This is a genomic window from Kitasatospora sp. NPDC094028 (genome assembly GCF_049543595.1).
Taxonomy (GTDB): Bacteria; Actinomycetota; Actinomycetes; order Streptomycetales; family Streptomycetaceae; genus Kitasatospora.
The window spans coordinates 1-17,958 of the sequence record NZ_JBMVFA010000009.1 but is presented as its reverse complement, the minus strand read 5'-3'; the positions used below and the strand labels follow the sequence as shown (position 1 = coordinate 17,958).

18 protein-coding genes are annotated in these 17,958 nt (G+C 72.8%); 14 read left to right on the top strand and 4 right to left on the bottom strand.

The features are described from left to right. Nucleotides 1-12: 12 nt before the first annotated feature. The 3 genes from ACPC54_RS16070 to ACPC54_RS16060 all read left to right on the top strand — a co-directional run bounded on the left by ACPC54_RS16070 (nucleotide 13) and on the right by ACPC54_RS16060 (nucleotide 2,173). Nucleotides 13-1,344, top strand: coding sequence for a CynX/NimT family MFS transporter (locus ACPC54_RS16070; RefSeq protein WP_498965404.1), 1,332 nt, complete (start codon nucleotides 13-15; stop codon nucleotides 1,342-1,344). Nucleotides 1,345-1,399: 55 nt separating this feature from the next. After that, nucleotides 1,400-1,522, top strand: a complete 123-nt coding sequence (locus ACPC54_RS16065; protein WP_498965403.1) for an SGM_5486 family transporter-associated protein — start codon at nucleotides 1,400-1,402, stop codon at nucleotides 1,520-1,522. A 123-nt stretch (nucleotides 1,523-1,645) separates the two neighbouring features. Then, entirely contained in the window at nucleotides 1,646-2,173 is a 528-nt protein-coding gene (locus tag ACPC54_RS16060; RefSeq protein WP_498965402.1) for a SixA phosphatase family protein, read from the top strand. 106 nt (nucleotides 2,174-2,279) lie between these two features. On the opposite strand, the gene serB is transcribed toward ACPC54_RS16060, so the two are convergent. Further along, on the bottom strand, nucleotides 2,280-3,524 hold the full coding sequence (gene serB / locus ACPC54_RS16055) for a phosphoserine phosphatase SerB (protein ID WP_498965401.1): 1,245 nt from the start codon (nucleotides 3,522-3,524) through the stop codon (nucleotides 2,280-2,282). Nucleotides 3,525-3,815: 291 nt separating this feature from the next. Here serB and ACPC54_RS16050 point away from each other — a divergent pair, with 291 nt between their 5' ends. From ACPC54_RS16050 to ACPC54_RS16040, 3 genes are all read left to right on the top strand, one after another. Next, the gene (locus ACPC54_RS16050) at nucleotides 3,816-6,401 is read left to right on the top strand and encodes an FHA domain-containing protein (RefSeq protein WP_498965400.1); all 2,586 of its coding nucleotides are present in this window, start codon (nucleotides 3,816-3,818) and stop codon (nucleotides 6,399-6,401) included. A gap of 318 nt (nucleotides 6,402-6,719) precedes the next feature. Further along, on the top strand, nucleotides 6,720-7,817 hold the full coding sequence (locus ACPC54_RS16045; protein WP_498965613.1) for a GAF domain-containing sensor histidine kinase: 1,098 nt from the start codon (nucleotides 6,720-6,722) through the stop codon (nucleotides 7,815-7,817). After that, the gene (locus tag ACPC54_RS16040; protein WP_498965399.1) at nucleotides 7,810-8,472 is read left to right on the top strand and encodes a response regulator; all 663 of its coding nucleotides are present in this window, start codon (nucleotides 7,810-7,812) and stop codon (nucleotides 8,470-8,472) included. The genes ACPC54_RS16045 and ACPC54_RS16040 overlap by 8 nt, the downstream gene beginning before the upstream one ends. Before the next feature lie 12 nt (nucleotides 8,473-8,484). Here ACPC54_RS16040 and ACPC54_RS16035 read toward each other — a convergent pair whose 3' ends face one another. Continuing rightward, the gene (locus ACPC54_RS16035; protein WP_498965398.1) at nucleotides 8,485-9,288 is read right to left on the bottom strand and encodes an Rv1486c family protein; all 804 of its coding nucleotides are present in this window, start codon (nucleotides 9,286-9,288) and stop codon (nucleotides 8,485-8,487) included. 149 nt (nucleotides 9,289-9,437) lie between these two features. Here ACPC54_RS16035 and ACPC54_RS16030 point away from each other — a divergent pair, with 149 nt between their 5' ends. From ACPC54_RS16030 to ACPC54_RS16000, 7 genes are all read left to right on the top strand, one after another. After that, nucleotides 9,438-10,229 carry an ABC transporter ATP-binding protein gene (locus tag ACPC54_RS16030; RefSeq protein ID WP_498965397.1) on the top strand — a complete coding sequence of 264 codons (792 nt, stop codon included), beginning with the start codon at nucleotides 9,438-9,440 and terminating at the stop codon, nucleotides 10,227-10,229. Between the two features lie 136 nt (nucleotides 10,230-10,365). Next, nucleotides 10,366-10,788, top strand: coding sequence for an NfeD family protein (locus ACPC54_RS16025; RefSeq protein ID WP_498965396.1), 423 nt, complete (start codon nucleotides 10,366-10,368; stop codon nucleotides 10,786-10,788). A gap of 10 nt (nucleotides 10,789-10,798) precedes the next feature. Then, nucleotides 10,799-11,836, top strand: coding sequence for an SPFH domain-containing protein (locus ACPC54_RS16020; protein WP_498965395.1), 1,038 nt, complete (start codon nucleotides 10,799-10,801; stop codon nucleotides 11,834-11,836). A gap of 161 nt (nucleotides 11,837-11,997) precedes the next feature. Further along, on the top strand, nucleotides 11,998-12,756 hold the full coding sequence (locus tag ACPC54_RS16015) for a sulfite exporter TauE/SafE family protein (protein ID WP_498965394.1): 759 nt from the start codon (nucleotides 11,998-12,000) through the stop codon (nucleotides 12,754-12,756). Between the two features lie 70 nt (nucleotides 12,757-12,826). Continuing rightward, nucleotides 12,827-13,006: a DUF1272 domain-containing protein gene (locus ACPC54_RS16010; protein ID WP_498965611.1), complete on the top strand. Its 180-nt coding sequence runs from the start codon at nucleotides 12,827-12,829 to the stop codon at nucleotides 13,004-13,006. Between the two features lie 32 nt (nucleotides 13,007-13,038). Then, a complete protein-coding gene (locus ACPC54_RS16005; protein ID WP_498965393.1) occupies nucleotides 13,039-13,347 on the top strand; it encodes a 4a-hydroxytetrahydrobiopterin dehydratase in 309 nt (102 codons plus the stop codon). A 104-nt stretch (nucleotides 13,348-13,451) separates the two neighbouring features. Continuing rightward, nucleotides 13,452-15,305, top strand: coding sequence for an outer membrane protein assembly factor BamB family protein (locus tag ACPC54_RS16000; RefSeq protein ID WP_498965392.1), 1,854 nt, complete (start codon nucleotides 13,452-13,454; stop codon nucleotides 15,303-15,305). Between the two features lie 63 nt (nucleotides 15,306-15,368). Here the strand turns inward: ACPC54_RS16000 and ACPC54_RS15995 are convergent, their stop codons facing one another. Then, on the bottom strand, nucleotides 15,369-15,908 hold the full coding sequence (locus ACPC54_RS15995) for an HNH endonuclease (protein WP_045708873.1): 540 nt from the start codon (nucleotides 15,906-15,908) through the stop codon (nucleotides 15,369-15,371). 296 nt (nucleotides 15,909-16,204) lie between these two features. Here ACPC54_RS15995 and tyrS point away from each other — a divergent pair, with 296 nt between their 5' ends. Continuing rightward, entirely contained in the window at nucleotides 16,205-17,476 is a 1,272-nt protein-coding gene (gene tyrS, locus ACPC54_RS15990) for a tyrosine--tRNA ligase (protein ID WP_498965610.1), read from the top strand. A gap of 288 nt (nucleotides 17,477-17,764) precedes the next feature. Here tyrS and ACPC54_RS15985 read toward each other — a convergent pair. Continuing rightward, on the bottom strand, nucleotides 17,765-17,958 hold a 194-nt coding region (locus ACPC54_RS15985; RefSeq protein ID WP_498965391.1), incomplete at its 5' end, for a hypothetical protein.

Sequence of the window (17,958 nt, the reverse complement as noted above, 5' to 3'; positions counted from 1 at the left end):
ATGATGGCCCGCATGCCTCCCGCAGCAGACACCACCGCTTCCGCACGGGCCGGGGCCCGGCCGCAGACCGAGCGGCCCGCCGGCACCTCCGCCACCCCCGCGGCCCCCGCCCCCGCGGCCCCCGTTCCTCCCGCCGCCAAGTACGGCGTCTGGCTGTTCGCCGTCGCGATCGCCGCCGCCGCGTTCAACCTGCGCCCCGTGGTCACCAGCCTCGGGCCGCTGCTCGACCAGGTTCGCGCCGACCTCGGGATGAACCCGACGCTCGCCGGGCTGCTCGCCGCCGTGCCCTCGCTGTGCTTCGCGCTGTTCGGCTTCCTCGCCCCCGCGGCGGCCCGCCGGATCGGCCCGATCGCGGTGATCACGGCCGGCATGGGCGCGATCACGGCGGGCGTGCTCGCCCGCTCCTTCGCCGGCGGTACGGCGGTGTTCCTGCTGCTCACCGCGCTCGCGCTGGCCGGGGTGGCGGTCTCCAACGTGCTGCTGCCGGTGGTGATCAAGCGGTACTTCCCGGACCGGGTCGGTCCGATGATCGGCCTGTACTCCATGGCGCTGTCCGCCGGCACCGCCCTGGCCGCCCTGGTCAGCGTGCCGCTGACCAACTCCCTCGGGGGTGACTGGCGCTACGGCCTCGGCGCCTGGGCCGGCCTGGGCGCGCTCGCCCTGGTGCTCTGGCTGGTGGTGCTGGTCGTGCGGCGCGAGCGCGGCGAGCGGGCCTCGGACGGCGCCGCGCCCGCCAGGCTGCCGATCACCCGCAGCCGTACGGCCTGGGCGCTGGCCTGCTTCTTCGGCCTGCAGGCGACCGGCGCGTACGTGGTGATGGGCTTCCTGCCGAAGATCTTCCAGGACGCCGGCATCGACAAGGGCACCTCCGGGGCGCTGCTCGCGGTCACCATGGTGATCGGCGTGCCGGTCTCCTTCGTGCTGCCCAACCTGGCCGCCCGGCGCGGCGACCAGCGGCTGTTCGTGGTGGTGCTGGCCTCCTGCGGCATCGCCGGCTACGCCGGTCTGGCGCTCGCCCCGGCCGGGGCGCCGTGGCTGTGGTGCGTGCTGGTGGGCCTGTCCAACTGCGCCTTCCCGCTGGTGCTGACCATGATCGGGCTGCGCGCCCGGACGGCCGGCGGGGTGGCGCAGCTGTCCGTCTTCTCCCAGGGCGTCGGCTACCTGATCTCCATCCCGGGCCCGATCCTGATCGGCCGGATCTACCAGGTCACCGGCGAGTGGTACTGGCCGCTCGGCTTCCTGGCGCTGCTGCTGGTGCCGCAGATGCTGTTCGGCCTGCGGGCCGCGCGGGCCCGGCACATCGAGGACGAGGCGGTGCTCCCCGCCGCGCGGGTCAAGGCTTGACCAAGGGCTGAGGGGTGGCGGCGGACGGGTGTGTTCGGGGTGGGAGAATCCCGACATGCCCGTTCTCGACCCGAACCCCACCGACGGCCGCAAGCAGCTCGGCCGGATCGCCCTCATCTTCGCCGCCATCGTGGTGGTGGTGGCGATCGTCGCCTCCGTCGCCGACGCGATGGGCTGACCGGCCGCCACCACCCGGATGAAGCGCCGGTGAACGGCGCATGGTGGCACCTGCCGCCCCCGCGCGTGGCGGCACCCCGGAGCATCGCGCCGCCGGGCGGCTTTTCTGCCAAGCTTGCTGGGTATGAGCGCCGAAATGCCCCGCAGGATCATCGTTCTCCGCCACGCCAAGGCCGACTGGCCGAACGGCGTGGACGACCACGAGCGGCCGCTGGCCGACCGGGGCCGCCACCAGGCCCCGGACGCCGGCCGCTGGATGGCCGATTCCGGCATCAACCCCGACTTCGTGCTCTGCTCCACCGCCCTGCGCACACGGGAGACGTGGAAGCTGGCGGCGCACGAGCTGCCCAAGCGGGCCCGCAAGACGGTGTACGAGGACCGCATCTACGAGGCCAGCCCGGGCGAGATCATCGCCGTCCTGCAGGAGACCCCGGAGGAGTACGCCGACGTGGTGCTGGTCGGCCACAACCCCGGCGTGCTCGGGCTCACCCAGGTGCTGGCCGGGGACGAGGGCGACCGGGACGCGCTGGAGCGGCTGCGGCTCGGCGGCTTCCCGACCGCGGCGATCGCGGTGCTCAGCTTCAGCGGCTCCTGGAAGGGCGTGGAGCCGGGCGTGGCGGAGCTGGTCTCGTACCACACGCCGCAGGACTGACCGCCGGGCCGTACGCGGGCCCGCCGGGCCGTACGGAAGGCCGTCCGAGCACGGGTGAGGGGCGCGCGGATCGGATCCGCGCGCCCCTCACGTGCGTCCGGCGCCGTTACTCGATCGGGAGGTCGGCCGCCTCGACCTCCTCGCGGGTGATGCCCAGCAGGTACAGCACGGTGTCCAGGAACGGCACGTTCACGGCGGTGTGCGCGGCCTCCCGCACCACCGGCTTGGCGTTGAAGGCCACCCCGAGCCCGGCCGCGTTCAGCATGTCCAGGTCGTTGGCGCCGTCGCCGATCGCCACCGTCTGCTCCAGCGGCACCTTCGCCTGCTCGGCGAACCGCGCCAGCCAGCGGGCCTTGCCGGCCCGGTCCACGATCTCGCCGACCACCCGGCCGGTGAACTTCCCGTCCTCGACCTCCAGGGTGTTGGCGGCCGCGAAGTCCAGCCCCAGCTCCGCCGCCAGGTGGTCGGTGACCTGGGTGAACCCGCCGGACACGATCGCCACCTGGAAGCCCAGGCGCTGCAGCGTGCGGATCAGGGTGCGCGCCCCCGGCGTGAACCGGACCTCCGCGCGCACCTTCTCCGTCACCGAGGCGTCCAGCCCCGCCAGCAGCGCCACCCGGGCCCGCAGCGACTCGGCGAAGTCCAGCTCGCCGCGCATCGCCGCCGCCGTCACCTCGGCGACCTCCTCCTCGCAGCCCGCGTGGGCGGCGAACAGCTCGATCACCTCGTCCTGGATCAGCGTGGAGTCCACGTCCATCACCACCAGGCGCTTGGCCCGGCGCTCCAGGCCGGCCGCCACCACCGCGACGTCCACCCGCTGGGTGGCCGCCTCCTGGGCCAGCTCCGCCCGCAGCTCCTCGGGGGCCACACCCGAGACGGCCAGTTCGACCGCCGTCACCGGGTACTTGGCGAGGCGGAAGACGCGGTCGATGTTCCCGCCCGCCGCGGTGATCCGCGACGTCAGCGCGGAGACCGCGGCCGCGGTCAGTGGGTGGCCGAGCACCGTCACGTGCGAACGGCCCTCGCGGCGCGGCCGGTTGTCGCCGATGCCGGAGAGGATCTCGGCCTGGAGCTTCTGCTCGTCGGCCCAGCGGTGCACGGTGGCCCGCAGACCACCCTCGGCGCCGGGTGCGGACGGTGGGGTGACCAGGGCGCACAGCGTGATGCGGCCGCGGGTCACGACCTGCTCGATGTCGATGACGTCGACGCCGAAACCGGCCAGCGTCGCGAAGAGGCCGGCGGTGATGCCGGGGCGGTCCTTGCCGAACACCTTGACGAGCAGGGTGCGCTCGTCCGCGGTCCGGTGCTGGGCGGCGGGGAGGGGCTCAGCGGCCAGGGGCGATGCGTTCATGGTGACTCCCACGCTACCCGCCGGCCCGCGGCCCCCGAGCACCCGTCCCACGTCGCGGACGGGTGGACGCCCCGAGCCGAAGGGGCGCGGGAACGCCGACCGTCGGTGCCGGGCCGGGAGCGCTCCGGAGGCGGGCGGGCGAGCCGCCGGGTAGCAGCCTGGTCACAGTCACCCGGGGTGACTTTCACCTGAGGTCGGCGGGCTGGAATGATTCCTCCGTCAGTTTCAGGCCAGTGCACCCCCGGCGGGGGCCACAAATCGGGGGAACCGAGAGAGCGGGGCAGGCAAGAAGTGCCGCAACTCGTCATCGAGATCAACGGACAGCAGCGGACTCTGGAGCCCGGGCGGTCCTACACCATCGGGCGCAACCCGCAGTCGGACTTCCCGTTCGACGACGCCAGGGTCTCCTGGGGACACGGGACCATCAGCTTCAACGGCAGCGGCTGGCAGCTGGACGACCACGGCAGCACCAACGGCACGTACGTGGCCGGCGCCCGCACCATGCAGGCCCAGCTGTACCCCGGTGCCGTGGTCAACCTGGGCAACGCGGAGAACGGCCCCCGGCTCGCCTTCTCGGCCCCCGCGACCGTCGCCGCCCCGCAGGCGACCCCTGTGCACGAGGCCGTCACCACCCGCGGGCCCGTCCCGGACGCGCAGCCGCCGGCCCAGCAGAACTGGGCGCCGCAGGCCCCCCAGCAGCCGTACCAGCAGCAGCCGTACCCGGGGCAGCAGCCGCCGCAGGCCGGTTTCCCGCAGCAGCAGGGGTACCAGGCCCAGCCGCAGCCCGGCTTCCCGCAGGACCCGTTCGCGCAGGACGGCTTCCCGTCCGCGCCGCAGCGCGGTGGCGGCGGCCCGCAGCCGACCGTCATCCGCAACCTGACCGCCGCGATGCGCACCGTCCGGATCGGCCGCGCGCTCGACAACGACATCGTGGTGTCCGACCTCCAGGTCTCCCGCCACCACGCCGAGCTGCGCCAACTCCCGGACGGCCGCTACGAGATCGTCGACCTCGGCAGCCACAACGGCATCTACCTCAACGGCCAGCGGGTGCAGCGTCAGCTGATGGGCCCGCAGGACCGGCTGACCGTCGGCCACTCCGGCTTCCAGCTGGTCGGCGACCAGCTGCAGGAGTTCGTCGACACCGGCGCCGTCTCCTTCTCCGCCCGCCACCTGACCGTCGAGGTCGAGCACAAGGGCGGCAAGAAGGTCCTGCTCGACGACGTCAGCTTCGGCCTCCCGGAGAAGTCCCTGGTCGCCGTCATCGGCCCCTCCGGCTCCGGCAAGTCGACCCTGCTGCGCGCCCTGACCGGCTACCGCCCGGCCGACCGCGGCGAGGTGCTGTACGACGGCCGCAACCTCTACAAGCAGTTCGCCGAACTCCGCTCCCGGATCGGCCTGGTGCCGCAGTCCGAGATCCTGCACCGCGAACTGACCGTCCGGAAGGGCCTCAAGTACGCGGCCCGGCTGCGCTTCCCCGGTGACACCGAGGCCAAGGAGCGCGACGCCCGGATCGACGAGGTGCTGTACGAGCTGCGCCTCGACAAGCGCGCCGACAACAAGATCACCGCGCTCTCCGGCGGCCAGCAGAAGCGCGTCTCGGTCGCCCTGGAGCTGCTCACCAAGCCCTCGCTGATCTTCCTGGACGAGCCCACCTCGGGCCTCGACCCGGGCATGGACCGCGAGGTCATGCAGATGCTGCGCGGCCTCGCCGACGACGGCCGCACCATCCTGGTCGTCACCCACTCGGTGGCCGAACTCGCGCTCTGCGACCGGCTGCTGGTGATGGCGCCGGGCGGCTCGGTGGCCTACTTCGGCCCGCCGGACGAGGCCCTGCACTTCTTCGGCTACGAGACCTGGGCGGACGTCTTCCAGGCCTTCGAGAACTACCCGGACCACGACTGGGCCGGCCGCTACCGCGGCTCGGTGCACTACCAGCAGTACTCCGCGCCGACCGTCGAGGCCGGCGAGGTGCAGCACGTCCAGGTCGCCCAGGAGGCCGTCAAGCCGCCGAAGCCGCAGAGCTGGGGCTCCCAGCTGTGGACGCTGATGCGCCGCTACATGTCCGTGCTCGCCTCCGACCGCGGCTTCCTCGCGCTGTCGGTGCTGCTACCCGCCGTCATCGGCGCGGTCAGCGTGCTCGTCCCCAACGAGGCGGGCCTGGCGGCGAACCCGAAGTCCCAGCTGCACCTCAACAGCGGCGCCGCGACGATCATCATGATCATGGCCATCGGCGCCTGCTTCTCCGGCGCGGCCAACTCCGTCCGAGAACTCATCAAGGAACGGGCGATCTACGAGCGAGAACGAGCCACCGGGCTCTCCCGCTCGGCGTACATGATGTCCAAGGTCATCGTGCTGGGCGTGTTCAGCGTGATCCAGGGCGCCATCATCTCCGCCGTCGGCTTCCTGCCGCGCAAGCTGCCCCAGCACGGCCTGCTGGTCAAGAACCTGCCGATCATCGAGATGACCATCGGCATGATCCTGCTCAGCTTCACCGCGATGATGTTCGGCCTGATGATCTCGGCCCTGGTCAAGACCTCCGAGAAGACCATGCCGCTGCTGGTCATGTTCGCCATCGTCCAGGTCGTCTTCACCGGCTGCCTGTTCCAGATCTTCAGCAAGCCCGGCCTGGAGCAGGCCGCCTGGCTGATGCCCGCCCGCTGGGGCACCGGCATCGTCGCCACCACGCTGGACCTGTCCAAGCTGATGGGCCCCTGGAACAAGGACTTCGAGCACCCCAAGTACGACCCGCTGTGGCACCAGAGCGTCGCCCAGTGGTCGATCGACGCGGCCGCGCTGATCGCCATCTCGGTCGCCATCGGCGTGATCGTCACCCGGCTCCAGCGCCGGCACGAGCCCGAGGTCATGCAGAAGGGCTGACGCCCGCTCCGCCGTTCGCCCCGAGGGCGGCCCTCCCCACGCCGGGGAGGGCCGCCCTCCGGCGTTTCCAGGCCGTCCGCCGGGCCCGTCGGGTCGCTGGTCCTAGGGCTGTGGACCTGCGCCCTGCACGGCCCCGGACGGACGCGACCGCCCCTGCGGCGGCGGTAGTTTGGCGGTATGCCCAGCACCACCGGTGACGACCCCCGGCCCACCGGCGCCACGCCGCGGCCGCACGACGGCCCGCTGCCCGACGACGGCCCGCTGCCCGCCTGCGACCCGCTCGCCGGGATCGCCGCCGTCAGCCGCGCCCTGCTCGCGATGAGCCGCCACCTGGAGGTCCGCGAGGTGCTGCGCCGCATCACCGCCTCCGCCCGCGAACTGCTCGACGCCGAGTACGCCGCCCTCGGCGTGCCCGACGACCACGGCGGCTTCGCCCAGTTCGTCGTCGACGGCGTCACCGACGAGCAGTGGCGGGCGATCGGCCCGCTGCCCCGCCAGCACGGCGTGCTCGCCAAGATGCTCCACGAGACCGGCCCCACCCGGCTCGCCGACGTCCGGCAGGCCCCCGCCTTCGGCGGCTGGCCCGAGGCCCACCCCGAGATGGACGCCTTCCTCGGCATGCCCGTCCTCGACACCGACGCCGCCGAGGACGAACCCCCGGTCATCGGCGTCATCTTCCTCGCCAACAAGCGCGGCGGCGGCCTGTTCACCGACCACGACGAGGAACTGCTGCGCATCCTCGCCGCGCACGCCGCCCTCGCCCTCACCAACGCCAGCCTCTACGAGCGCAGCCGCGAACTCACCCTGGCCGGCGAACGCGCCCGGATCGCCCACGACCTGCACGACGCCGTCTCGCAGAAGCTCTTCTCGCTGCGCCTCACCGCCAAGGCCGCCGCCAAGCTCGTCGACCGCGACCCGGCCCGGGCCCGCGCCGAACTCGCCGAGGTCGCCCGGCTCGCCGCCGAGGCCGCCGACGAACTGCGCGCCGTCGTCGTCGAACTGCGCCCCGCCGCCCTGGAGGAGGACGGGCTCAGCGCCACCCTCGCCTCCCAGGTGCAGCTCCTCGACCGCGCCCACACCGCCGACCTCGCCTACGCCGCGGACGGCGTGCGCGCCCTGCCGCCCGCCCAGGAGGCCGCGCTGCTGCGCGTCGCCCAGGAGGCGCTGCACAACGCGCTGCGCCACTCCGGCGCCCGCCGGGTCACCGTCACCCTGGCCGGGACGTCCGCCCGCGGCGCCGTCCTGCGGGTGCGCGACGACGGCCGCGGCTTCGACCCCGACACCGTCCGCCGGGCCGGCCGCCACCTCGGCCTGGCCTCGATGCGCGACCGCGCCGCCGCCGTGGGCGGCACCCTCACCCTGGAATCCGCCCCCGGCCGGGGGACGCTCGTCGAGATGGAGGTCCCCGGTGCCTGACAGCACGCCGTCGATCCGCGTCCTGCTGGTCGACGACCACCAGGTGGTCCGCCGCGGACTGCGCACCTTCCTGGAGGTCCAGGACGACATCGAGGTCGTCGGCGAGGCCGCCGACGGCGCCGAGGGCGTCGAGCGCGCCCGCGAACTCGACCCCGACGTCGTCCTGATGGACCTCAAGATGCCCGGCGTGGACGGCATCGAGGCGCTGCGCACGCTCAAGGACGAGGGCAGCCGCGCCCGCATCCTGATCGTCACCAGCTTCACCGAGCACCGCACCATGGTCCCCGCGCTGCGGGCCGGCGCCGCCGGGTACGTCTACAAGGACGTCGACCCGGAGGCGCTGGCCGGCGCGATCCGCTCGGTGCACGCCGGCCACGTGCTGCTCCAGCCCGAACTGGCCGAGGCGCTGCTCTCCGACGACGGCCCGCGCGCCCCGCAGGGCCGCGGCGGCACCCTCACCGAGCGCGAGCGCGAGGTGCTCGGCCACATCGCGGACGGCCGCTCCAACCGGGAGATCGCCCGCAGCCTGCACCTGTCCGAGAAGACCGTGAAGACCCACGTGTCGAACATCCTGATGAAGCTGGACCTCGCCGACCGCACCCAGGCCGCGCTCTGGGCCGTCCGCAACGGCGAGGCCGGCCCCAGCGGCGGCTAGGAGCAGTCCCGCCTAGCGGGCCTCGCGCTCGTCCACCAGGGCGTTGTACGCCGCGACCTGCGCCCGCCGGGCGGTGCGCCGCAGCGGCGCCAGCACCGACTGCCGGGCCGCCATCTCGGAGGCGCTCACCGCCGCGCCGTGCCCGTCCGCGGCGATCGCCAGCAGCGCCGACACCTGCCGCGCCGACTCCAGCACCCGCACCGCGCGCGGCGGGTAGCCGGGCGCCAGCAGCTCGGCGTGCCCGCGCCGGCGGTACGCCTCCAGGGCACGCAGCGCCCCGGGCCCGGCGCCGGCCACGTCCAGCCGGGTCAGCAGCAGGGTCGCCTCGCGCAGCCCGTCCGCCAGCTCCCGCTCGGCCTCGTGCAGCGAGGGGACGTCGGCCGGCGGGGTGTCGCCGACCTCGGCACAGCGCCACAGCACGGTGGCCGAGCGATCCCCCTCCGGGCCGTACACGGTGATCTCCGGCACCAGGCCGAGCGGCAGGCCCACCGCGAGCACCGCCTCGCCCGCGCCCATCGCCCGCTCGTTGAACGCCGCCGGGCCGGTCAGCCCCAGCGGGTGGCCGGCGGACGGCAGCGCCAGCCGCAGGCCCTTCGCGCCGAGCACCCGCAGCCGTCCCAGCGCCCAGGTGAGGCCGTGCAGGTCCGCCGGCCCGTCCCCGGGCAGGCCGGTCACCCGGTGGCTCTCGTCGGCGCCCTGGATCGCGGCGGCGGCGTCGTCCGGCGGCACCAGCCCGGCGAGCAGGGCGCTGCCCCAGGCGGTCAGCCGCCCCGAACGGGGCTCTTCGTACGGATTGTCGGCAGGAGTGGCGAGCATCCGGCCAGCCTACGGAATCGGCGGTCATCCGGGTGGCGTAGGTTTGCCCATGCGCGTGCGGCGCACCCACCCCGTGCCCACCGGCTGCCGGGGCCGGGACCGCCGCCCGCATCGACGGCCGAGATTTCTGTTTTGGGGAAGGCGTGGGCATGAGCGACGTGCTGGAGCTGGTGGACGTATCCGTGGTCCGGGAGGGGCGCGCGCTGGTCGACCAGGTCTCGTGGTCCATCTCCGAGGGTGAGCGCTGGGTCATCCTGGGCCCGAACGGCGCCGGCAAGACCACCCTGCTGCAGATCGCCTCCTCGTACCTGTTCCCGACCTCGGGCAAGGTCTCGGTGCTCGGCGAGAAGCTGGGCGAGATCGACGTCTTCGAGCTGCGCTCCCGGATCGGCCTGGCCGGCGCCTCGATGTTCGACAAGCTCCCGGCCGAGCAGACCGTGCTGCAGACCGTGCTCACCGCCGCCTACGGCATGACGGTCAGCTGGCAGGAGAGCTACGACCAGTCCGACGAGGGCCGCGCCCTCGCCCTGCTCGACCGGATGGGCATGGCGGGCCTCACCGCCCGCAAGTTCGGCACCCTCTCCGAGGGCGAGCGCAAGCGCACCCTGATCGCCCGCGCCCTGATGACCGACCCCGAGCTGCTGCTGCTCGACGAGCCCGCCGCCGGCCTGGACCTCGGCGGCCGCGAGGACCTGGTCCGCCGGCTCGGCGCGCTCGCCCAGGACGAGTTCGCCCCGGCCATGGCGATGGTCACCCACCACGTCGAGGAGATCGCCCCCGGCTTCACCCACGTCCTGATGATCCGTCAGGGCAAGGTGCTCACCGCCGGTCCGATCGACACCGAGCTCACCGCCCGCAACCTCTCCAAGTGCTTCGGTCTGCCGCTGACCCTGGAGCGCCACGGCGACCGCTGGTCGGCGCAGGGCCTGCCGCTCGGCTGAGCCCCGGGCCGCGCCCCGAACGGCGTGTCCTGATTGAGGGGGCGTCGGAACCGGTCGCACGTGCGACCGGTTTCCGCCCCTGGACCTGCGGGAACTGTCCGCCCTGAGGACCCTTCGCTCCCTAGGATGGTGTCGGGTGGACAGCTGGACGTGGTGGCTCCTGCTCGCCGTGGTGCTCGGCATTCCGCTGGTGCTCACCACGGCGCCGGAGTTCGGCATGTTCGGGGTCGGCGCGCTGGCGGCCGCGGCCGTGGCCGGGCTGGGCGGGGGAGGGGTTCTGCAGACCCTGGTCTTCGTGGTGGTCTCGGTCGCGCTGGTGGCCTTCGTCCGCCCGATCGCCTACCGGCAGCTGAGGAAGGGAGCGCAGGTCAAGATGGGCATCGAGGCGCTCCAGGGCGCCACCGCGGTCGTCGTGGAATCCGTCGACGGGGAGGGCGGCCGGATCAAGCTCAAGGGCGAGATCTGGTCGGCTCGCGCGCTCAACCCGGACCAGGTCTTCCAGCCCGGGCAGCAGGTCGAGGTCTTCGAAATCCAGGGCGCGACCGCCCTGGTCGTCTAGGGGAGAGTCCGTGGAACCCGTCCTTATCGTTTTGGTCGTCCTGGTCGTGGTGGCCTTCATCGCGCTGATCAAGACGATCCAGGTCATCCCGCAGGCCAGCGCCGCGATCGTGGAGCGCTTCGGCCGCTACACCCGGACGCTCAACGCAGGGCTGAACATCGTCGTCCCGTTCATCGACCGGGTCCGCAACCGGATCGACCTGCGCGAGCAGGTCGTGCCGTTCCCGCCGCAGCCGGTGATCACCCAGGACAACCTGGTCGTCAACATCGACACCGTCATCTACTACCAGGTGACCGACCCCCGGGCGGCCACCTACGAGGTCGCCAGCTACATCCAGGCGATCGAGCAGCTGACCGTCACCACCCTGCGCAACATCATCGGCTCGATGGACCTGGAGTCCACCCTGACCTCCCGCGAGGTCATCAACGCCGGCCTGCGCGGCGTCCTGGACGAGGCCACCGGCAAGTGGGGCATCCGGGTCAACCGGGTCGAGCTGAAGGCGATCGAGCCGCCGACCTCCATCCAGGACTCGATGGAGAAGCAGATGCGCGCCGAGCGGGACAAGCGCGCCGCGATCCTCACCGCCGAGGGCCAGCGGCAGTCCCAGATCCTCAAGGCCGAAGGTGAGAAGCAGGCCGAGGTGCTCAAGGCCGAGGGTGAGGCCCAGGCGGCCGTGCTGCGCGCGGACGGTGAGGCGGCCGCGATCCGGACGGTCTTCGAGGCCATCCACGACGGCGACGCCGACCAGAAGCTGCTCGCCTACCAGTACCTGCAGACCCTGCCCGAGCTCGCCAAGGGCGACGCCAACAAGCTGTGGATCATCCCCAGCGAGGTCGGCGACGCGCTCAAGGGCCTCGGCGGCGCCTTCAACGGGCTGACCGGCAACGGCGGCGGCATGAACGGCGGCGCGGTCGCCGCGCCCAGCATCCCGGCGCCGGCGCCGGCGGCCACCCAGGTGCCGATCGACCCGGCCTCCGGGCCGCGCCCGGTGGACACCGAGAAGGGCGCCGCCCGGCCGCGGGAGTACCGCAAGATCGACCCCGAGTGATCGGACCCCGAACCCCGGCGAGGGCCCGCTGCCGTACGGTGGCGGGCCCTCGGCGTTCCCGCGCCACTGTGTCGTGCGTCCCGAATGGCGGGCGGCTCTGGTCCCCGGGGGCGGCCGTCCGGCATGATCACGTCGGACAGGACCACGAGGAGGGGTGACCCGTGACGCTCTGGGAGGCGATGGCCGTCCTGGTGGCCGGCGTCGGCGCCGGGATGATCAACGTCATCGTCGGCTCCGGCACGCTGATCACCTTCCCGGTGCTGCTCGCCGTCGGCATCCCGCCGGTCACCGCCAACGTCTCCAACTCCTTCGGCCTGGTGCCCGGTTCGCTCAGCGGCGTGATCGGCTACCGGCGCGAACTGGCCGACCAGGGCCGCCGGCTGCTGCGCCTGGGCACTGCCTCGCTGCTCGGCGGACTGGTCGGCGCGCTGCTGCTGATCAAGCTGCCGAAGGGCGCCTTCGACGCGATCGTCCCGGCGCTGATCCTGCTCGCCCTGGTGCTGGTGGTGATCCAGCCCCGGGTCGCCAGGGCCGTCGCCGCCCGGCGTCGCCCCGGCGGCGACCCGGACGGCAGCCCGGTGCTGCTCGCCGGCGTCTTCCTCACCGGCATCTACGGCGGCTACTTCGGCGCCGCGCAGGGCGTGCTGCTGCTGGCGCTGATGGGCATGCTGCTGCAGGAGGACCTGCAGCGGATCAACGCGGTGAAGAACGCGCTGGCACTGATCGTCAACGGCGTCGCCGCCCTGTTCTTCCTGTTCACCTCGACGGTGAACTGGACGGCCGCCGGGCTGATCGCGGTCGGCTCGCTGATCGGCGGCGGGCTCGGCGCCAAGGTCGGCCGCCGGCTGCCGCCCGTCGCGCTGCGCGCGGTGATCGTGGTGGTCGGTCTGGCCGCCGTCACCAAGCTGCTGCTGGGCTGACCGCGTCGGCGGTCGGCCTGATGTGTGAATGAACTCCCTTGTGATCGTCTGGAATTCGGAGGAACAGGACATGGCCCTGGAGATGCGCGAGTCGTGCGAGCGCTGCGCGGTGTCGCTGACGGTGGACGGCCCCGCCTCGATATGTTCCTTCGAGTGCACCTTCTGCCCGGACTGCACCGCGGCGATGGCCTCCGCCTGCCCCAACTGCGGCGGCGAGCTCGTGGTCCGTCCGCGCCGGAAGGCCGCCTGACCCGCACCACGACCCGGAATGGGAGCACTTCGATGAGCAGCAGGGCACGGCTGAGCGAGGACGAGATCACGGCGGCCCTGGCGGCCGTGCCGCGGTGGACCCGGGAGGGCGACGCCATCGTCCGCTCGGCCGACGCCCCCGACTTCCCGGCCGCGATCCGGGTCGTCGACGCCGTCGCCGAGCAGGCCGAGGCGCTCGACCACCACCCGGACATCGACATCCGCTGGCGCAGCCTGCGCTTCGTCCTCTCCACCCACAGCGCGGGCGGGCTCACCGGCCTGGACTTCACCCTCGCCGCCCGCATCGACGAGGCCCTGCGCGCGGAGTCGGCGGGGGTCTAGGCCCTGCCTTTCCGGCCCTCCCAGGGCGGAGGCCCGCCCTCCGGACGGCCGTGAGATGCTGACTGCCGCATCGGCAGGCAGGGCGGCTCGGAGGGACGGAACGGATGGCGCAGGAGCCCTTCGGAGACGCCCACGCCGGGCAGCAGCCCTGGTACCCGCAGGCGCAGCAGCAGGACTGGCAGGGCGGCGGCTACGAGCAGCAGCAGCCCTTCCAGCCCGCCCCACCGGTGTCGTGGGAGGGGTACGGGCAGGGCGGGTACGCGCAGGGCGGGCACGGCCAGAACGGGTACGGCCAGACCGGGTACGTCGAGGGCGGCTACCAGCAGGATCCGTACCAGCAGTACCAGCAGTACCAGCAGTACGAGCAGCACGAGCAGTACCCGGCGTACCCGCAGTACCCGGACCACGGGCAGCAGCAGGGCACGCCGGAGGAGCTGTACGCACCGGAGGGCGCGGAGTACTCGGCGGACGGCTACGTGCAGCTCGCCGAGGAGCCTGAGCCGGAGCCGGCCGACGAGGAGGCCCCCGCGGAGCCCGTCGCACCCGCCGCCGCGCCGTCGAGGGCCACCGCCCGGCGTGGGGCCGAGGGGCGTTCGGGCTCCTCGCTGGCGGCCAGGGCGAAGGCGGCCCGCGAGAAGGTCCTCACCGGGGAGCACGTGCCGAGCCGCCGGGCCCTGCTGGTGCGCACGGGAGCCGGGGTCGCGGCGCTGGCGGTGCTGGTCGCGGCCGGGCTGATGGTCGGCGCGGAGGGCGGTGACCGGGCCGCCGCGGACAGCGGTGGCGAGCCGGGCTTCGCCGTGGCGCACACCCGGGCGTGGGCCGCCCAGCCGGCGGCGGCACAGCCGGGGGCGGACGACACCCTGGTCGGCAGCTGGCTGCTGGGCGACGCGGTGGTCCGGGCGGACGCCTCCGGCGTGCGCGCCTACGACCGTACGGCCGGCAAGCCCACCTGGGCGGTCGAGCCGCCGGCCGTCGGGGCCGTCCCGTGCGGGCTGTCCGCGACCGTGAACCAGGCAGGCCTGGGAGCGGCGGTGTTCCGGGCCCAGGCCGATCCGAAGGCGCCCTGCACGCTGGTCGCGGCGGTGGACACCAAGACCGGCAAGACCGCGTGGACGAAGACCGTCTCGGACGCCAAGGGCGCCTACGTCGCGCGGATCGGCGTGACCGAGGACAAGGTGGTCGCGGTCGGTGACGACCGGGCGGTCGCCTGGGAGGCCGCGGACGGCAAGGACGTCTGGCAGTACACCGGGCAGGGCAAGTTCTGCACGCTCTCCGGCGGCGTCACCGGCAAGACCGTGCTGGTCGCCTCCTCCTGTGCCGACTCGACCCCCGCGAACCAGGCCGTCGCGCTGAACACCGCGGACGGCAAGGTGAGTTGGTGGCGCGGCCTGAACAACCAGCCGAAGACCGTCACGGTGCTCTCCGCCGAGCCCGCCGTCGTCCTCACCACCGGCGGGAAGCCCGAGGACGACCGGGTGTTCGCCTGGGGCGCGGCCGGCGACCCGGCCGCCGAGATCCCGGTGGTCGCGGACGGCGGCCGGCTGGACGTCGCCCACGGTACGTTTTCGGCCACCCCGGAGGTCTACTTCCAGGACCGCACGATGGTCGCCTCGATCGTGCCGGCGAGCGGCAGCGGGCCGGTCGCCGTGGCCGGCTACGACCTCGACACCGGCAAGCAGCGCTGGAAGGCGCAGTCGGCCGCCAAGGGCGCCGTCCGGCTGGTCGGCCTCGACGGCGGCGCGCTGGTGCTCGCCGCCGACGAGCGCCGCGACCAGCCCGCCCGCCTCAGCAGGTTCCCGGTGGCCGGCGGCCAGGAGGCGACCGGCGGGAACTTCCCGCCCGGCACGGGCTCGCTGCTGGTGTCCGGGCGGGTGCTGATCGGCGGCGGGCAGGTGGTCGTGGTGCCGGAGCACTCGGGCACGTTCGGGACGGCGGCGGGTTACCAGGCGAAGGGCTGAGCCCGGCGCACGCGTGGGCTCGGGCGCCCGCGCTCGGGCATCCGCGCTCGGGCGCCCGTGGGCTCAGGCCGCCGGGACCGCCTGGGCGGGCTGCCCCGGGATCGCGGGGAGCCAGTCGGCCAGCTCCCTGGCCTCCGAGCCCCGCAGGCCGAGAGCCAGCATCAGGGTCGCCTGCGGCGTCGGCACGAACGGCCGGCGCAGCAGCCGCATCCCGGCCTGTTCGGGCGTCCGGTCCGCCTTGCGCTGGTTGTCCTCGGCGCACGCGGCCACCGTGTTCATCCAACTGTCCTCGCCGCCACGCGACTTGGGCTGAAGGTGGTCCACCGTGGTGCCCCGCCGTCCGCAGTACGCGCAGAGGTGCTGGTCCCGGGCCAGGACACCCCGCCTCGACCACGGGGCCTGTTGTCGGAACGGCACCCGTACGTACCGTTGCAGTCTGATCACCCGGGGCACCGGGACGGTCACGCCCGTCCCCCTGATCGAGCGCAGCGGGTGCGCCTGCTCCACCACCGCCTTGTCCTGGAGCACCAGGACGACGGCGCGCTGGAGCGACACCGTCGTCAGGGGCTCGTAGCTCGCGTTCAGAACCAGCGTGTTGCGCACTCGGCACACCCTTCCCACGGGCGTGCCACGGCGGCACGACCGTCTCCACACACGTCACTGCCGCCGCGCGGCGGCGGAACCACTCTGAATGGGCACACAGCCGACGAACAACGGAATTTCCGGTGTCGGGGAGGAACCCGGGGGAGTGCCCGGGCGACCCCGGCCGGGTGCCTCGACGAAAACTCCCTGGCCGGAACCGCGTAGGCTCTACCAGGCTGGAGTCGTACCGACCCGCGGCCCCTCACCGAATCGGGGGCCGAGCCGGGCGGACGCCCGATCGAAGGAGAAGCGTGACCGTGACGGACATCGTCGACGAGCTGCGGTGGCGTGGGCTGATCGCCCTGTCCACCGACGAGGACGCACTGCGCAAGGCGTTCGCGGACGGCCCGGTCACGTTCTATTGCGGCTTCGACCCCACGGCGCCCAGCCTGCACCTCGGCAACCTGGTGCAGATCCTCACCATGCGCCGCATCCAGCAGGCGGGGAACCTCCCGCTCGGCCTGGTCGGCGGCGCCACCGGCCTGATCGGCGACCCGAAGCCCACCGCCGAGCGCGTCCTCAACGACCCCGAGACGGTGGCCGGCTGGGTCGAGCGCCTGCGCGGCCAGATCTCGCGCTTCCTCGACTTCGAGGGCCCGTACGCGGCGCGCATGGTCAACAACCTGGACTGGACCTCCGGGATGTCGGCCATCAGCCTGCTGCGCGACGTCGGCAAGTACTTCCGCGTGAACAACATGATCGCCAAGGAGGCCGTCGCCCGGCGGCTCAACTCCGACGCGGGCATCAGCTACACCGAGTTCAGCTACCAGATCCTCCAGGGCATGGACTTCCTGGAGCTGAACCGCCGCTACGGCTGCACTCTGGAGACCGGCGGCAGCGACCAGTGGGGCAACCTGACCGCCGGCACCGACCTGATCCGCAAGGCGGACGGCAAGTCCGTGCACGCGCTGGCCACGCCGCTGATCGTCAAGGCGGACGGCACCAAGTTCGGCAAGACCGAGTCCGGCACTGTCTGGCTCGACCCCGAGCTGACCACCCCGTACGCCTTCTACCAGTTCTGGCTGAACGCGGACGACCGGGACGTCTCCAACTTCCTGCGGATCTTCAGCTTCCGCTCGAAGGAGGAGATCGAGGAGCTGGAGCGCGAGACCACCGAGCGCCCCGCCGCCCGCCTCGCCCAGCGCGCCCTTGCGGAGGAGCTGACCACGCTCGTCCACGGCGCCGACCAGTACGAGCGCGCGGTCGCCGCGTCCAAGGCGCTGTTCGGCCAGGGCGACATCGCCGACCTGGAGGCCCCGACCCTCGCCGCCGCCCTGGCCGAGGTGCCCAAGGCCGAGGTCGCCGAACTCCAGCCGGTGGTCGACCTGTTGGTCGCGGTCGGCCTGGCGCCGAGCCGCTCGGCCGCCCGCCGCACGATCAAGGAGGGCGGTGCCTACCTCAACAACGTCAAGGTGACGGACGAGGAGGCCGTGCCCACCGAGGCCGACCTGCTGCACGGCCGCTGGCTCGTGCTGCGCCGCGGAAAGCGGAACCTGGCGGCGGCGGAGCTGGTGCCGGCGTCGGCGTGACCGAAGTGACCGAAACCCGACGCCGCTGAGCTGCGGCTTCGACCACCGAGGGCGGGATCCAGCCGGATCCCGCCCTCGACGTTTGACGATGTCCTCCAGGTGTCCTAGTGTTGAACGAGTCGCTGGAGCGGCCATCCACTCAGCAAGACCCACTCTCACCCTTGAACGCCCATTCGGTTGGGTTCGTTGGCGTTTTCGTCAACCGGGGTGAGCGTGAATTTCGGGTAACAGCCGAAATGCGCTAATGTGGAGGGCGTCGCAGAAAGTGACCCCGGCCAGCTCGGGAAATCAGATGAATGAAACTCCGGAAAACGGAGCGGAAAACATCTGATAAGCTGGAAACACGAAAGAACGAAGCGCCCGGAGGGTCCGCTGGAAGGCGGCTCCAAGGAAGCGTCCGTTCCTTGAGAACTCAACAGCGTGCCAAAAGTCAACGCCAGATATGTTGACATCCCCGGCCTCAGATTTTCTGGGGTTGGAGA

Coding starts and splice junctions, on each gene's coding strand:
- ACPC54_RS16070 (WP_498965404.1), top strand. CDS start 13: ATGCCTCCCGCAGCAGACACCACCGCTTCCGCACGGGCCGGGGCCCGG.
- ACPC54_RS16065 (WP_498965403.1), top strand. CDS start 1,400: ATGCCCGTTCTCGACCCGAACCCCACCGACGGCCGCAAGCAGCTCGGC.
- ACPC54_RS16060 (WP_498965402.1), top strand. CDS start 1,646: ATGAGCGCCGAAATGCCCCGCAGGATCATCGTTCTCCGCCACGCCAAG.
- serB (WP_498965401.1), bottom strand. CDS start 3,524: ATGAACGCATCGCCCCTGGCCGCTGAGCCCCTCCCCGCCGCCCAGCAC.
- ACPC54_RS16045 (WP_498965613.1), top strand. CDS start 6,720: ATGAGCCGCCACCTGGAGGTCCGCGAGGTGCTGCGCCGCATCACCGCC.
- ACPC54_RS16035 (WP_498965398.1), bottom strand. CDS start 9,288: ATGCTCGCCACTCCTGCCGACAATCCGTACGAAGAGCCCCGTTCGGGG.
- ACPC54_RS16030 (WP_498965397.1), top strand. CDS start 9,438: ATGAGCGACGTGCTGGAGCTGGTGGACGTATCCGTGGTCCGGGAGGGG.
- ACPC54_RS16010 (WP_498965611.1), top strand. CDS start 12,827: ATGGCCCTGGAGATGCGCGAGTCGTGCGAGCGCTGCGCGGTGTCGCTG.
- ACPC54_RS16005 (WP_498965393.1), top strand. CDS start 13,039: ATGAGCAGCAGGGCACGGCTGAGCGAGGACGAGATCACGGCGGCCCTG.
- ACPC54_RS16000 (WP_498965392.1), top strand. CDS start 13,452: ATGGCGCAGGAGCCCTTCGGAGACGCCCACGCCGGGCAGCAGCCCTGG.